This is a genomic window from Reichenbachiella carrageenanivorans (assembly GCF_025639805.1).
GTDB classification, from domain to species: domain Bacteria; phylum Bacteroidota; class Bacteroidia; order Cytophagales; family Cyclobacteriaceae; genus Reichenbachiella; species Reichenbachiella carrageenanivorans.
Map to the genome: position 1 here is coordinate 2,221,040 of NZ_CP106735.1, position 15,916 is coordinate 2,236,955.

General features: G+C 42.3%; 12 protein-coding genes. 11 read left to right on the forward strand and 1 reads right to left on the reverse strand.

The features are described 5' to 3' along the window. Positions 1-11: 11 nt before the first annotated feature. Both N7E81_RS08870 and N7E81_RS08875 read left to right on the forward strand, forming a co-directional pair. The gene (locus tag N7E81_RS08870; RefSeq protein ID WP_263052930.1) at positions 12-3,293 is read left to right on the forward strand and encodes a SusC/RagA family TonB-linked outer membrane protein; all 3,282 of its coding nucleotides are present in this window, start codon (positions 12-14) and stop codon (positions 3,291-3,293) included. Positions 3,294-3,303: 10 nt separating this feature from the next. Further along, on the forward strand, positions 3,304-4,764 hold the full coding sequence (locus N7E81_RS08875; protein ID WP_263052931.1) for a SusD/RagB family nutrient-binding outer membrane lipoprotein: 1,461 nt from the start codon (positions 3,304-3,306) through the stop codon (positions 4,762-4,764). Between the two features lie 145 nt (positions 4,765-4,909). Here N7E81_RS08875 and N7E81_RS08880 read toward each other — a convergent pair whose 3' ends face one another. Next, the gene (locus N7E81_RS08880; RefSeq protein ID WP_263052932.1) at positions 4,910-5,221 is read right to left on the reverse strand and encodes a HesB/IscA family protein; all 312 of its coding nucleotides are present in this window, start codon (positions 5,219-5,221) and stop codon (positions 4,910-4,912) included. Positions 5,222-5,274: 53 nt separating this feature from the next. Between N7E81_RS08880 and N7E81_RS08885 the strand changes: the two genes are divergently transcribed. From N7E81_RS08885 to N7E81_RS08925, 9 genes are all read left to right on the forward strand, one after another. Further along, complete coding sequence (locus N7E81_RS08885; protein ID WP_263052933.1) at positions 5,275-5,796, forward strand: DUF7935 family protein; 522 nt, start codon at positions 5,275-5,277, stop codon at positions 5,794-5,796. A 9-nt stretch (positions 5,797-5,805) separates the two neighbouring features. Then, complete coding sequence (locus N7E81_RS08890; RefSeq protein ID WP_263052934.1) at positions 5,806-6,204, forward strand: YkvA family protein; 399 nt, start codon at positions 5,806-5,808, stop codon at positions 6,202-6,204. A gap of 319 nt (positions 6,205-6,523) precedes the next feature. Then, positions 6,524-8,938 carry a phenylalanine--tRNA ligase subunit beta gene (pheT, locus tag N7E81_RS08895; protein WP_263052935.1) on the forward strand — a complete coding sequence of 805 codons (2,415 nt, stop codon included), beginning with the start codon at positions 6,524-6,526 and terminating at the stop codon, positions 8,936-8,938. A gap of 2 nt (positions 8,939-8,940) precedes the next feature. After that, a complete protein-coding gene (locus N7E81_RS08900) occupies positions 8,941-9,240 on the forward strand; it encodes a hypothetical protein (protein ID WP_263052936.1) in 300 nt (99 codons plus the stop codon). An 11-nt stretch (positions 9,241-9,251) separates the two neighbouring features. After that, positions 9,252-9,536, forward strand: coding sequence for a cell division protein ZapA (locus N7E81_RS08905; protein ID WP_263052937.1), 285 nt, complete (start codon positions 9,252-9,254; stop codon positions 9,534-9,536). 53 nt (positions 9,537-9,589) lie between these two features. Beyond that, positions 9,590-11,155 (forward strand): ribonuclease Y, encoded by a 1,566-nt coding sequence (gene rny / locus N7E81_RS08910; protein ID WP_263052938.1) that lies wholly within the window; start codon positions 9,590-9,592, stop codon positions 11,153-11,155. 407 nt (positions 11,156-11,562) lie between these two features. Continuing rightward, entirely contained in the window at positions 11,563-12,318 is a 756-nt protein-coding gene (locus tag N7E81_RS08915; protein WP_263052939.1) for a hypothetical protein, read from the forward strand. Further along, the gene (locus N7E81_RS08920) at positions 12,315-15,086 is read left to right on the forward strand and encodes a carboxypeptidase-like regulatory domain-containing protein (protein WP_263052940.1); all 2,772 of its coding nucleotides are present in this window, start codon (positions 12,315-12,317) and stop codon (positions 15,084-15,086) included. Before N7E81_RS08915 ends, N7E81_RS08920 begins: the two co-directional genes overlap by 4 nt. Continuing rightward, positions 15,086-15,916, forward strand: a complete 831-nt coding sequence (locus tag N7E81_RS08925; RefSeq protein WP_263052941.1) for a DUF4249 domain-containing protein — start codon at positions 15,086-15,088, stop codon at positions 15,914-15,916. The genes N7E81_RS08920 and N7E81_RS08925 overlap by 1 nt, the downstream gene beginning before the upstream one ends.

The following is a 15,916-nucleotide window of genomic DNA, read 5'->3' on the forward strand; positions in this document are numbered from 1 at the left end:
AAACTAAGACAATGAAAAAACACTTACTTAGTATGATGTGTTCGCTGGTGATCCTCTATGGAGCGCAAGCACAAGAACGCACAATTTCTGGGAAGGTAACGTCCGCTGAAGATGACGGAACCTTGCCAGGTGTAACTGTGGTGCTGAAAGGAACCACGTCTGGTAGTACCACCGATTTGGATGGTAACTACAAAATATCCATTCCTGCTAGTGGTGGGATTCTCGTCTATTCGTTTGTAGGCTTGGCTTCTCAGGAAATAGAAGTAGGCAACCGCAGCGTGATAGATATCGTGATGCAACCCGATGCTCAGCAGCTTACAGAGGTGGTCGTCACGGCCTTGGGGATCTCTCGAGAAAAGCGGTCGTTGGGCTACGCTACGCAGGAAGTAGAAGGAGACGAGTTGAGTAAAGTACAATCCGACAACTTTGTGAATGCGCTCTCTGGCCGAGTGGCTGGAGTCAACATTAAGAGAACAACCAACTTTGGAGGGTCTACCAATGTGATAGTGAGAGGTAGCGCTTCGCTCAATGGAAATAATCAGGCCTTGTTTGTGATCGATGGGGTGCCGATTGCCAACAGAAATACCAACACTCGCGGGCAATCTCAGGATGGTGCAGGCTATGATTATGGTAACTCAGTATCTGATATCAATCCTAGCGATATAGAATCTGTAAACGTACTGAAAGGTGCAGCAGCTACAGCGCTCTATGGCTCCAGAGCAGCCAATGGCGTAGTGATGATCACAACCAAAAAAGGGAATCAAAGTAAAAAAGGATTTGGGGTGTCTTTGAACTCATCTGTGGCTGTTGGATCGATCATTAAAAGTACCTTTCCAGAATATCAGACCAACTATGGGGCAGGTTACGGAGGCGAGGGTTTTGGCTTGGCCGATGGAGACGGAGATGGTGTAGACGATGATCCAGTTGTAGGGTTGGGAGATGATGCGTCTTTTGGACCTAAATTTACTGGAGACCCAGTTTATCACTGGGATTCTATCGATCCAGATATGCCAGGCTTTCAGCAGGCTAGACCTTGGGTGAACTCGCCCAATGGTGCCATCACATATTTCGAAACGCCAGTCAATTGGAACAATACCGTGACCATAACCAACGGGGGAGATTATGGTTCTATACGTGTGAGCTATACCAATACGGATATGTCGGGCATCATGCCTAATAGTTCGCTCAAGCGGCATAATTTTTCTGTAGGTACGCAAATGGACGTATCTGAAAAACTGAAAGTGTCTTCATTTGCCAACTACATCAAAACAGATGCAGTAGGTAGAAATGCCACAGGCTACAATGCCAACATCATGACCAGTTATAGACAGTGGTGGCAGACCAACGTGGATGTCAAGCGTCAGAGAGATGCTTATTTTTCTACAGGTAGAAATGTGACCTGGAACCCCAATTCAGCGGCTTCTAATGGCAACCCTCCAGATCCATCACCAGCCTATTGGGACAATCCTTATTGGTACGCATACGAAAATTATCAAAGCGACAACAGAAGCAGGTTCATTGGCAACATGATGCTGACGTATCAGATCACGGATTGGCTGAGTGTAATGGGTAGAGTGGCCGCAGATACTTATAGCGAATTGCAAGAAGAGCGAAAAGCTGTAGGGAGCCATGCAGAAAATTTCGGTATCGGCGAGGGAGCTGATGGTAGTATCAATCAGTTGGCTGTTACATCTGGATACTTGAGAAGAGATATTACTTCTGGTGAATACAACATTGACTTTAGTCTGAATTTTGACAAAGACCTGACAGAGGATTTGAATCTCAAAGGTTTGCTCGGGTACAACCGTAGAAGAACTTCTTTCACCCGATTGATCAATGCAACGAATGGTGGACTGAGTGTGCCAGGTGTGTATTCATTGCAAAACAGTCAAGGGCCGTTGCCATTGTCTAAGGAGCTAGATTCTGAGATCGGAGTCAATGGGATGTTTGGTAGCCTTTCGTTTGGTTACAAAAACATGATTTTTCTTGATGCGACTTTGAGAAGAGATTATTCATCTACGTTGCCTACTACAGACAATGTGTACTGGTACCCTTCTTTGTCCACCAGTTTTGTGTTTTCCAATCTCTTGAATGTAGACGCTATTTCTTTTGGTAAAGTACGAGCCAACTATGCTCAGGTGGGCAACAGTGCGCCGTTTGATTATTTGCTAGACAGCTACGTGATCAATACGCCAGTAAATGATCCGAGCACGGCACTAAGCAATACGAAGAAAAACGCACAGCTTAAGCCCGAGACCACGACTAGTTATGAATTAGGGGTGGAAATGGAGTTCTTGGATGGTAGAGTAGGTTTCGATGCGGCCTATTATCAATCTAACTCTAAGGATCAAATTGTACCCGTGCGAGTGTCTGAGTCATCAGGCTACCTCTATAAGGTGATCAATGCTGGTGAAATTGAAAACAAAGGCGTGGAATTGGCCTTGTATGGTTCACCGATTCGCACCAGTGAATTCTCTTGGAATATTGGTGTAAACTTTACTCGAAATAGAAACAAAGTGTTGTCGCTCACTGATGGGTTGGAAAACTTACAGCTTGGATCTTATGGCGACGGTGTTACTATGAATGCACGTGTGGGAGAGCCATATGGTGTGCTGTTTGGTACAGACTATACTTATCTAAACCCAGACGATCCTAAAGACAGTGAGCGTTTGGTGGATGCCAGTGGCAATTATGTAGTTACCCCCACATCCGACAATTCTATAGGTAACGTAAACCCCAACTGGACAGCGGGTATTACCAATACCTTTAAATTCAAAGGATTGACATTGAGTGCTTTGATTGATATCCAAGATGGAGGTAGCATATTCTCACTAGATCAAGCGTATGGCTTAGCCACGGGTCTGTATGCAGAGACTGATTATATCAATGACTTGGGCAATCCTGTGAGAAATACCTTAGCCGATGGCGGCGGATACATCAATCAAGGTGTGCAGGCCGATGGTAGTGTCAATACAGTCAGACATCAAGGGGATCATTTTGGTGCCTTTGGGTATGTGAGTGGAGGACCGAACAGAGCTCATGTGTACGACGCAGGGTATATCAAGCTGAGAGAAGTATCACTGACATATGACCTGCCTTCTTCTTTGCTTAGCAATATCTTCATTCAATCGGCTACTGTAGGAGTGTTTGGTTCTAACCTGGCCATTCTCAAAAAACACTTGCCCCATGCCGATCCAGAATCAGGCCTAGGCTCTGGCAACCTGCAAGGGTATAGCATCGGTTCACTGCCTTCAGTGAGAGAGATTGGGTTCAATGTTAAGCTTACTTTTTAATCCATAAGACATGAAAAATATATTAGTAATATTAATAGCGATCTTTTTGGTTTCATGTTCAGAAAACCTAGATGAGCTGAATAAAAACACCAAAGATCCGCTGGAAGTGAGTGGAGAATCACTCTTTACCACAGCACAAAAAGAGGCGGTAGACCAAGTAGCTAAGCAGCATGTGAACTGGAACAATACCCGGCTTTGGGTCCAGTATGCCTGTGAGACACAGTATCGCGACGAGACCAATTATGATCTGGTGACCAGATCTATCCCTCAGGGGCATTGGAGTAGAATGTATAGATATACTTTGAAAAACCTCGAAGAGGCTAAAGCAATCATTACAGACACGACTTACCCGTCTACAGAAAACCCTGCTGTGAAGGAAAATAAACTTCAGATCATAGAGTTGATGCAGCTATATAGCTATAGCATATTAGTGGAGACGTTTGGAGACGTGCCATATGAAGAAGCTTTAGATATAGATGTGCTCAATCCTAAATATGACGATGCAGATGCCGTCTATCGAGATCTGCTTGATAGGTTAGATGCAGTCATTGCTACACTAGACCCTGCGCATGGATCCTTTAGTACAGGAGCAGACAATATGTACCAGGGAGACGTGGCTAGCTGGCTCAAATTTGCCAATTCATTGAAGTTGAGAATGGGTATGCTCTATGCAGATGTAGACAATACATTTGCCCAGACGGTAGTAGAAGAAGCAGTAGCCGATCCAGTAGGTTTGATTATGACTGCCGACGAGGATGCCAATTACTACTACCTCAGTTCTACGCCTAATACCAACCCAGATCATGTTACTTTGGTATTGAGCGGTCGCTCAGATTATGTAGCTACCAATACCATCATAGATATGATGGCAGGGCTAAACGACCCTCGTATGGACGATTACTTTACAGAAGCCTCTGGAGGAGGATATGTAGGTGGTGTGGTAGGTAATCAAAATACCCCAGCTCAAAACTGGAGTACGTTTGCGGCGTCTATTAAAACGCCAACCAAACCAGGTGTGATCTTCGATCATATCGAAACGGAATGGTTGCTTGCCGAAGGAGCCGAGAGAGGCTATAATGTAGGTGGTAGTACCGCAGAGAGTCACTACAATGCGGCCATCACAGCGTCTATTGTGCATTGGGGTGGCACGGCAGCTGAGGCTACCACTTATTTGGCTCAGCCAGCGGTAGCTTATACTACAGCCACTGGCACTTGGCAGGAGAAAATAGGCACGCAGCGATGGCTAGGTTTGTACAATAGGGGCTTTGATGCCTGGACTGCTTTGAGACGTTTGGATTACCCTACTTTGCCAGTGCCTACGGCGGCGCAGTCGGGCTTCCCTGTGAGATATACCTATCCCGTAGTAGAGCAGACACTCAATGCGGCAGGTTGGTCAGGAGCCAAATTTGGCGGAGCCAATGATTTGGTAACGAATAGACTTTGGTTTGATGTGGCAGATTATAGCCATTGATTAATTCTGGAACAGATTTTAAGGAAAGCGATGATCTTACAAGGTCATCGCTTTTTTAAAAATAGAAAAGAATAGACCTTTTATTTGAGATTGAATTTTTACTCCTTTTTGAGTTTTTTCTTCAAAGACTCAACTTCAGGCTGGTTTAATCTTCTTTATTGAAACAAAAGCCTCGTTCTTCGGCGGTTTCTAGAAAATCTACTTCAAGCCCCATTAGGTACATTACATGTTTTTTCTCTATGACTACAGGTACTTCTTCGTGTATATAGGTAATGTCAGAGTCATTGGGTTTGTCGAATCCTAGCATATAGCCCATCGCACCACAGCCCCCGCCTTTGATGCCTATTCGAAGGGCATAATCTTCAGGGATGCCTTTATTAGACATGATATTTTTGACCTCTTCTACAGCCTTTGGGGTAATGTTTACTGGTTCCAGACTCATTTTTCTATCTTCCATTATTCTATGGCAAAAATACTTATTTTTGGATTACACAAATTAAAAATTAAACCTTGGAGGCACTGATAGAATTCGGAAAAATCATTTTACCAGCAGGAGCAGTATTATACGCCATGTTCCTGACTACACGCATGTTCTTAAACAAAGAATATGAAAAACAATTGATTCAAATTAAAATCAAAAACAACGAAACCGTACTACCCGTCAGGCTCCAGGCCTATGAACGATTGTGTTTGTTTTTAGAGCGAATTTCGCCTAAAAACTTGATCGTTAGGCTCAATGTTGGGGAGATGACCGTGGGCGAATTTCAGCAGGTGCTATTGCACGAAATCCGCGAAGAGTTTGGTCACAATCTGTCTCAGCAGGTATATATGTCTGAGCAATCTTGGAACATGGTTAAAAATGCCATGGAAGAAATTGTGATGCTGATCAATGAATCTGCTGGCGATCTAAACCCTGAGGGCATGAGTATAGAGCTGGCACGAAAGGTGTTCGAAAAAGTGATAGAAAAACAAGAGTTGGGCACAGATGCTGCATTGTCGTTTATCAAAAACGAAATTCAGCAGGTATTCTAAATAGAGATTATGAGCAAAAAAGAAAAATTCAAGAAGTATCAAGAAAAGGCAGCCGAAGTACTCAAGGACAATGAGCGTGTACAATCTCTACTAGGCTCTACCAAAGAAAAGCTAGTAGAAGTGCTGTCGAGCAATGAACGATTAAAGGATTTTTCTGATAAAGTATATGTGATGGTACGAATGGTGAAGGCACATCTGGCTGGAGACTATCGGGAGTTTCCATGGCGCACGATATTGTTGATGGTGGGAGCACTGATCTATTTCATCACACCGATCGATATGATACCTGATGTTATTCCTGTTCTGGGGCTTACCGATGATATCTCTATCATTTTCTGGATTTATAGAAGTGTACAAGAAGACATCGAAAAATTTGAGGATTGGGAACGAACCATAGAGCTGTCATGAATATTAAAAAGCTGAATCGCTATGGAATCATAGGTGGCTTTGTTCTCATTTTTCTAGCCTCGTTGCATTTTGTACGTTCCTATGAAGCTGGCACACCCAAGTGGTTTTATCTTGTCATGGTATGCGGGATGGCTATTATTCTATACAACACTTTGTTTGGAAATCGCACCAACAGAAAACCTAAATCAAAACCGAAGTGAGTAGTCGTTTAAACACTCCATGTTGAATTGCAAATATTAAACGCATCAGCGTGCGTCATCCTCCCTTATTTTTATAATTTTACGGCTTGTTTTATCCAGACTAAAAAGCACGTAGTTTAATGAAGATTTCTCTGAATTGGTTGAAGGATTTTATCGCGTTTGAAGAAGATGCGACAGTTATCTCTAAAGTATTAACAGACACAGGGTTAGAAGTAGAAGGTTTAGAGAAATTCGAAGAAATCGAAGGAGGACTCGAAGGGTTGGTGATTGGAGAAGTATTGACTTGTGCTAAACACCCAGATGCCGACAAGCTCAGCGTGACCACGGTAGATATAGGAGCCGATGCTCCAGCACCTATTGTATGCGGAGCACCCAATGTAGCTCAGGGGCAGAAAGTAGTTGTGGCCACTGTAGGGACTACATTATATCCAGCTGGAGGAGAACCATTTAAAATCAAAAAAGCTAAAATACGAGGCGAAGTGTCCGAAGGTATGATATGTGCCGAAGATGAAATAGGCCTAGGCCAGTCGCACAATGGTATCATGGTACTCGATACCGATTTGCCAAACGGCACCCCAGCCAAAGACTATTTCAAGCCAGAAACTGATCAGGTCATAGAAATCGGCTTGACGCCAAACCGTGCAGACGGCGCTTCGCACTTCGGTGTGGCTCGCGACCTCAAAGCGGCATTTAGAAGGCCGACCATCTTTCCAGATCTTAGTACGTTCAAGGTCGACAATCAGTCGAATCCAGTAGAAATAAGTGTAGAAAATCAAGAGGCTTGCCCGAGATATTCAGGGTTGACCATTTCTAATGTGGAGGTAAAAGCCTCTCCAAAGTGGCTGGCCAATAGACTGAAAAGCATTGGCTTAGCGCCAATAAATAACATTGTAGATGTGACCAACTATGTGTTGCATGGATTGGGACAGCCATTACATGCCTTTGATTTGGCCGAGATCAGCGGAAAAAAAGTAGTAGTAAAAACGTTGGCGAGTGGAACCAAGTTTACCACTCTCGACGAAAAAGAAAGAGAGTTGACAGACAAAGATTTGATGATCTGTGACGACACTAAAGCCATGTGTATTGGCGGCGTGTTTGGAGGTATCAACTCTGGAGTGAAAGATAGCACGACCAGCATTTTCTTGGAATCAGCTTATTTTTCAGCCGACTGGGTGAGAAATACGGCCACAAGGCACAGCATCAAAACCGATGCTTCGTTTAGATTTGAAAGAGGCACTGATCCCAACATGACAGTAAATGCGCTCAAATATGCAGCCATGCTAATCAAAGAAGTAGCAGGCGGAGAGATTAGCTCTGAGGTTATAGACATCTACCCATCGCCCATCGCTGATTTTGAAATTGACGTGAAGTACAAAAATATCGATCGTCTGATTGGCAAAGAAATCCCTCACGACCGGATCAAAGAAATTTTAGGAGATCTTGATATTGTTTTATCTGACGAAACCGAAATGGGCTTTAAAGCCACAGTGCCTCCGTACCGTGTGGATGTGACCAGAGAGGCCGATATCGTAGAAGAGATTCTTCGCATCTATGGGTACAATAATATTGAATTAGAGGAAAACTATGGAGCTGATTATTTGGCTGCTTTTCCTACGCCAGACAAAGATAAAATTCAGTCTAAAACCACAGATTTTCTAGCAGCTTTAGGGTTCAACGAGATCATTAGCAACTCCTTGACCAACCCAGACTATGTAGCCAAAACGGAACTTTGGGACCCTGCGCTCAATGTGGAAGTACTCAACAAGTTGAGCGAAGAGCTTGGCGTGATGAGACAAACATTGGTATTTTCAGGGATGGAATCTTTGAAGTATAATATCAATAGGAAACAGACCAATCTCAAGTTTTTCGAATTTGGAAGAATTTATACCACATCAGATGGTGAATATCAGGAGAAAGAACAATTGGCTTTATTCCTGACTGGGGATCAGACAGATGAAAGCTGGAGTGTGGATAAAAAGTCGATTGATTTTTATAGCATATCATCTACGGTTCATAAAATTTTGGATAAATTTAGCATTACTGAATTCGATTCTGTACCAACCGACAATCCAGTTTTTGACTATGGTTTAGATATTTCTAAAGATGGACAACTGTTGGTGTCTTTGGGAAAAGTGAACCGTAAGGTGCAAAAGGTAGCAGAAGTATCCCAAGATGTATTCTATGCTGAGTTCAATTGGGCCAAAATGCTGAAAAAGTATGGTAAAAAAATACTATACAAAGCCGTACCTAAGTTTCCTGAAGTTCGTAGAGACTTGTCTCTAGTGCTAGACGAGCAGGTTAACTTCCAGCAGATCTTGGAGTTGGCCAAACGTGAGTCCAAGAAGTTGGTAAAGAGAATCAACGTATTCAGTGTCTATCAGGGAGATAGTATTGGAGAAGGGAAGAAGTCATATGCTTTGAGTTTCATCTTACAAGATGAGAACAAAACACTCAATGACAAAGCGATAGACAAAACGATGAACGGGCTGATAGCCAGTTTTGAAAAAGACCTAAACGCAATAATTAGAAAATAAGAATGTCAGACAATCCTTTACGCTCAGAACTCAGCCAATTAGAACGGAAACTTGTTTTGTTGATCAGTGATCACCAAAAAATGAGGGAGGAACTGAAGGTGCTGAAGAATGAAAATATTGAGTTGCGAGAGCAAATCAACAGGAAAGCAGAGGAAATCTCAGGCTTTCAAAAACAAGATAAAATTAGTAAAATTGTGAATGGCATGGTAGTGAACAGCAACCATAGTGCTGCAGATTTGAGTCACATGCTGAATGAATATATAATTGAAGTTGATAAGTGCATTGCTCAATTGAGCGAATAAATAAAGTCTCAATGACAGAGTTATCAATAAAAATAAAAATAGGCAACAGAGAATACCCAATGAAGGTGGCAGCTAGTGAAGAAGCAACCATCCGAGAAGCGGGTAAAAAAATAAATGAGAAGTTAAAGTCTTTTCAAAGTCAGTTTGGTATTGACGATAAACAAGACCTCTTAGCCATGGTGGCCATAGATAGTTTTGTGGAGAAGTTGAGGGCTATGGAGCTCCGGCAGACCACAGACGAGGTAGCCATGGATCAGATTTCAAAACTCAATCGATTAGTCTCTGCTGAACTATAATATTCATTCCTGCTAGCGTTCAATGCTCCCGTGCCATGATAAATATATAAATCATGGACAATACACTACTTATAGTAATATTTACCTTGGGCGGACTTGCTCTGGGTTTTGGCATCAGCAAGATGATGGTCAAAAGAGCAGAAGGCAAGCGATTGTCTGAAGCCAAAGGTCAAGCCGAAATGATCATCAAAGAGGCTACGATCAATGCTGAAAACATCAAAAAAGAAAAGGCCATAGAAGCCAAAGAGCATTTCTTGAAAAAGAAGTCAGAATACGAAGAAGAAGCAAATCGAAAGAAAAATCAGATCATCGCTAATGAAAATAAGGTCAAGCAAAGAGAAAGTCATGTATCTAAGCAGATCGAACAAAATAAGCGAATCGAAGCTGAGCTAGAGAGTCAGAAAGAGAATCTGGATGCCCAGATGGAAATCGTAAAACGCAGAAAAGAAGAACTAGAAAAAACCAAACAGGAGCAGACTTCTATTCTAGAAAAAATCTCAAACCTGTCGGCCAACGAGGCTATAGATCAGCTCAAAGAAACACTCAAAGACGAAGCCAGAACCAAGGCCTCATCACACATCAAAGACATCATAGAAGAGGCTAAGCTTACTGCCACGAAGGAAGCTAAGAAAATTGTGATTCAGACAATTCAGCGTACTGCTACTGAGCATGCCATTGAAAACTGTGTGTCTATTTTTAATATTGAAAGCGACGACATCAAGGGCAAGATCATAGGGAGAGAAGGACGAAACATCCGAGCACTTGAAGCCGCTACTGGGGTAGAGATTATCGTAGATGACACCCCAGAGGCGATCATTATTTCTGGATTCGACCCGGTGCGTAGAGAGGTAGCTAGACTATCGCTGCACCGTCTAGTGACTGATGGTAGGATTCACCCTGCTCGTATAGAGGAGATCGTGGCAAAGACTACGAAGAACATAGAAGAAGAAATTGTAGAAATTGGGGAACGTACAGTCATAGATCTAGGTATTCATGGGTTGCATCCAGAGCTAATCAAGATGGTAGGCCGTATGAGGTTCAGGTCGTCGTATGGACAAAATCTGCTGCAGCATTCACGCGAAGTGGCTAAGTTGTGCGCTACACTTGCATCTGAGCTAGGGCTCAATGCCAAACAAGCCAAACGGGCAGGATTGCTACACGATATCGGAAAAGTATGGCCAGAGGAGGCAGAACAGCCACATGCCATTGTAGGTATGGAATTGGCCAAAAAATACAAAGAACATCCCGATGTGTGCAACGCCATAGGCGCTCACCATGACGAGATCGAAATGACCACACTCATCTCTCCGATCGTACAAACTTGTGATGCCATATCAGGATCTAGGCCAGGTGCTCGAAGAGAAATTATGGAGTCGTATATCAAACGGTTGAAAGATTTAGAGGCTTTGGCACTTGGGTTTGATGGCGTACACAAGTGCTATGCGATACAGGCAGGAAGAGAGCTTCGGGTGCTAGTAGATGCAGATAAAGTGACAGATAAGTCTGCGGGTGATTTGGCTTTCGATATATCTTCAAAGATCGAAAACGACATGCAGTATCCTGGGCAAATCAAAGTGACAGTGATTCGTGAAATGAGATCGATCAGTTATGCCAAGTAATTTATCAGATGAAATATAGTATGAAAAACCAGCCTTTAGGCTGGTTCTTCTGTTTTTGACAGAAAAGGCTTATGGGGTGAAAAAATGCCTAGTCTCCGTTGTCGTTTGCACGACAAATACATGACTTAGTTCTGGCTTAATCTTTCTGTAACTAAAAGCTATAAACGTTGATTAAAGAAGTATGCTATTTTCTCCGTAAAAATGTAGTGGATGGTTTTTCTGATAAAAACGGATGAATTTTTATCAGAAAACATCTGATGAGTTTAGGATAAATCAGTGAAAAAAAAGGAATCATCTTTCTGATTTATCGAGAGTAGTTACGATTGTATGTATTTAAAATTCATTAGGAAAATCGAATAATTTGAAACTATATTTGGTCTACCAATCTAACGATAGACCAAAAACGAGTGACCAAAAACTACTTTCAACTAGGCCTTTTCTTGTCTACATACTTGAGCCTTATATGGCTACTGCCTAGTGTCGGTCAGGCGCAAGAGGTGTCCCTGGCTGGGTTAGACTTGTCACAAGAAGTACAAAGCTGGTACGATGGCCAAGCTGGTCAGGATAACAGTACTCTGCAGACGGGTATCATGATAGATGTCTCTCGAAAAACATCACTTTCTCATCCTTATTATAAGTCGGGCCAATGGAAGAATGGGGATCTGGTTTATCGAGATCAGTCGTTTTCCAATGTGTTAATGATTTACAACATAGAGCAAGATGCATTGATTATTAAAAGAGCGACGGATGGGGGAGTGCTGCTAGGGGATCCTATTCAGTTAATAAGTGCAGATGTGGATTCATTTCATTTCATGGAGGCGGATTTTGAATACATCGATCAAAAAGTGGATGTGTATAGTACCGGGTTTTTCGAAGTATTATACCAAGGGCAGGTTGTTTCTCTATTGGCCAAACGAAGCAAAATTTTTAAAATTAATGATGAGGCCAAGTTGACCTATGAAGAGTTTAATAGGTACTATTTGAGAGATGGTGACCAGATAGAGCGAGTAAAGAGTCTATCTGGAGTAAAGAAGCGCTACAAGGAGCACGCAAAAAAGCTTAAGATCTATGCCAAGCAGCATAAGATAAAAAAACTCAACCCTAAAAGAGAAAAGTCCTTTGCCACATTGATAGAATATTTTGATAACCAACTGATCCCATGAAAAGCAAAATGATATGGCTGTGTTTTGTTCTGTTGCCATTTGGATTGCTGGGGCAGGAAAACAAAAAGGTAAAAGCCACTTTCGACAATGAGCCTATAGTTGCCGTGCTTCAAACGATAGAGGATCAAACAGGATATGCTATTTATTACGAGGCTTCTTGGCTAGATAGTTTGACCTATTCAGGAGCATTTGATCAGACGTCAGTGGACTCGGTTTTGTTTTCAATATTAGAGTCTACAAGTTTAGAATATTATATGTCTGGTCATCGTATTTTTCTAACCAAAGGGGTCAAAATTATCGATCAACCAGCCATTAGTCAGGCGCTGCACCAACAAGGCAAAACCGTAACAGATGTTGAGCTAGACTTACTTTTCGCTCGTGAATATCTCAATATGGAAAATCAGGGTGAAATAGGCCAGTCTATAGTGGAGGTAGGAGATAGAAACAAATTGAAGCCCAGGGCTTCCTCTACTATAGCAGGGTATATCAAAGACAGTGAAACCAACGAGCCACTAGCAGGCGTAGTAGTGTATTCGAAAGATCCTTCTGTAGCATCTTCCTCAGATATGAATGGCTTTTTTAGCATCACACTTCCTAATGGCAAACGAGAACTGATCGTGCAGTATGTAGGCATGAAAACCACCAAGCAAAAAATCGTGCTCTATTCTGATGGCCAGCTTAATATCGATATGGTGGTAGATGTGATCGCACTGCAGGAAGTGATGATCGAGTCCGAAAGTGCTGCCAATGTGGAAGACGTACTGATCGGAGTGAGCAAGATAGATGTACAAGAGACTAAAAATGTGCCATTGGTGCTTGGTGAAAACGACATCATGAAGATCGCTGCTACTTTTGCAGGAGTGCAAACCATGGGAGAAGGCTCTTCAGGGTTCAATGTCCGAGGTGGTAAATCTGATCAAAACTTGGTGCTACTCAATGGGGCTACGATTTACAATGCCTCTCACTTTTTTGGCTTCTTTTCGGTTTTTAATTCTAATGCCATTCAGAGTATGGATGTATATAAAAGTGGGATACCTGCCGCATATGGTGGTAGACTGTCCTCGGTATTCGACGTAGAGTCTAAAAAAGCAGACGTAGACAAGTTCAAAGGAGAGGGAGGGATCTCACCTGTCACGGCCAAGCTCACGGTAGAAGTGCCAGTGATTAAAGGCAAGTCGGGGCTGATGCTAGGCGGACGAACCACCTATTCTAATTGGCTGTTGAAGAAAGTAGGCAATGCAGATTTTAGTGAAAATGAAGTATTTTTTGCTGATGGTATCTTGAGATACGATCACCAAATCAATGACAACAACGACATAGAAGTTAGTGGATACTACAGTAGTGACAACTTTAGAATTTCGTCTGATACGGTGTTCTCTTTTTCTAATTTTTCCTATAAGAATGGCAATGCTTCTGTGAAGTGGAATCACCGGTTTAGCAATCAAGTTGATGGCTCGCTTTCTGCCGTGTATAGTGCTTATGGCTATGATTTGTCTTACGACGAATCTCCTCCCAATAATTTTGTTCAGGATTTTGGAATCAATGAAGCCGCTGTTGTAGCTGATTTGGCTTATTATGCAGATGAGGTACATACCCTAAGAGGGGGCGCGCAGCTGAAAGGATATCAGATCAACCCAGGAACAAAATCCCCACAAACAAGTGAGTCACTAGTGGCAGAAGTATCTATTGATAAAGAACGCGCATTGGAAACCACTCTATTTTTGTCTGATGAGTATATTTTGTCCGATCGATTGACACTTTATGGTGGATATAGGTATTCATTTTTTACGAATTATGGACCCCAGACGGTAAAGAATTACCAGCCTGAGACTGTCAAAAACCCAGATACGGTCATTGGGGAGACGGTATATGATGATGGAGATCCTGTGCAGTTTTATCATGGGGGTGAGATTAGGGTCAATGCCCGTTATGCGCTAGATGATGAGTCTTCAGTCAAGGCCAGCTATAATCGGACCAGGCAGTATCTTCATACCCTGACTAATAGTGCCTCGTTGTCTCCTACAGATACATGGCGCTTATCGAGTACGTATATCAAGCCTCAGGTCGCGGATCAGTATACATTAGGTTATTATAGAAATTTCAAAAGCAATATGATCGAAACGTCTGTAGAGGTCTATTACAAAGACATGGACAACTTGATTGATTTTAAAGTAGGGTCGCAGTTTTTATTGAATCCTAACATAGAAATGGTGGCTTTGCAAGGGCCAGGGAGGTCGTATGGTGTTGAGTTTTCAGTAAGAAAATCTGGCAAACTCAACGGGTGGATCAATTACGCTTTTGCTCGGAGTTTTATACAATTGGATTCGTCACACCCAGAAGAGAGGATCAACAATGGTAACGAATATCCTGCAAATTTTGACATGCCACATACAGTGAATATGGTGGCTAATTACAAAATCACCAAGCGGTGGAGCTTCTCATGCAATTTTACTTATAATACGGGACGTCCTGTGACCTACCCAGTAGGTATATATGATTTCAAAGGCATGCAGGCTGTCCATTACTCTGGAAGAAATACATTTAGAATGCCCGATTATATTAGACTCGACATAGGCTTGAGCCTAGAGGCCAGTCATAAAATAGCTCAACTCGCACATTCTTATTGGTCATTTTCGATCTATAATGTTTTAGGTCGAGACAACCCGTATTCTATATTTTTTGATGTCAGAGATGGTCAGGTCAATGGCTACAAGCTGGTGGTATTCCCCACGCCTATTCCTACCATCACATATAACTTTAGATTTTGATGTATAGATTATACTCTTTGTTCTTTTTGATATTTGGCTGGGCGATAGTGGTCAGTTGTGTCAAGCCATACGATGCGGAGTCATTTGATTTTGAATCTGTCATCGTAGTGGATGGATTGATCACGGATGAATTAAAAACACATCAAATCAAACTGCATTATACCTATCCCATAGGCACTTCTGATGATCACCCTGTAGAAGGAGCTACTGTATGGGTGACACACGATGAGCAACAGATCGATTTTTCAGAACAAACCCCAGGGATTTATAAATCTGAAGTGCCTTTCTCGGCAAGTGAATCAGAACAATATCAATTGTTTTTCACTACGAAAGAGGGGGAAGAGTTTCTTTCTTCACCGTCATCACTTACCAAATCCCCACCGATTGATAGTATATATGATCGATATGCTGAATTAGCTTTAGATGGATCTACAAGTAACCTTGGTGGAATTCAGTTTTTTTTAGATACACATGATCCTTCTGGCAAGGCTAAATATTTCCGTTATGAGTGGGAGGATCAGTATAAAATAATAACGCCTGTTGTCTCCTATTACGACTACAATAGGTCTACAGCTACCTATTCGTGGCGAGAAAAACTGAATAACATTTGTTATGCAGGACACATTTCTCAATCATTACTGATTGGCAATACCGTAGGCAATAGTAGCGATCGGCTTCAAGAATTTCCGATTCGTTTTGTTGGTGGCAATACAGATGTGTTGAGGTCTCGGTATACGATTTTGGTAAGGCAATATGCGATTAGCGAAGCTGCTTATAGCTACTATAGAAAGTTGAAAGAAAAGCCAGGAGTCTGGTGGATCTTTGTTTGA

Coding starts and splice junctions, on each gene's coding strand:
- N7E81_RS08870 (WP_263052930.1), top strand. CDS start 12: ATGAAAAAACACTTACTTAGTATGATGTGTTCGCTGGTGATCCTCTAT.
- N7E81_RS08875 (WP_263052931.1), top strand. CDS start 3,304: ATGAAAAATATATTAGTAATATTAATAGCGATCTTTTTGGTTTCATGT.
- N7E81_RS08880 (WP_263052932.1), bottom strand. CDS start 5,221: ATGGAAGATAGAAAAATGAGTCTGGAACCAGTAAACATTACCCCAAAG.
- N7E81_RS08890 (WP_263052934.1), top strand. CDS start 5,806: ATGAGCAAAAAAGAAAAATTCAAGAAGTATCAAGAAAAGGCAGCCGAA.
- pheT (WP_263052935.1), top strand. CDS start 6,524: ATGAAGATTTCTCTGAATTGGTTGAAGGATTTTATCGCGTTTGAAGAA.
- N7E81_RS08900 (WP_263052936.1), top strand. CDS start 8,941: ATGTCAGACAATCCTTTACGCTCAGAACTCAGCCAATTAGAACGGAAA.
- N7E81_RS08905 (WP_263052937.1), top strand. CDS start 9,252: ATGACAGAGTTATCAATAAAAATAAAAATAGGCAACAGAGAATACCCA.
- rny (WP_263052938.1), top strand. CDS start 9,590: ATGGACAATACACTACTTATAGTAATATTTACCTTGGGCGGACTTGCT.
- N7E81_RS08920 (WP_263052940.1), top strand. CDS start 12,315: ATGAAAAGCAAAATGATATGGCTGTGTTTTGTTCTGTTGCCATTTGGA.
- N7E81_RS08925 (WP_263052941.1), top strand. CDS start 15,086: ATGTATAGATTATACTCTTTGTTCTTTTTGATATTTGGCTGGGCGATA.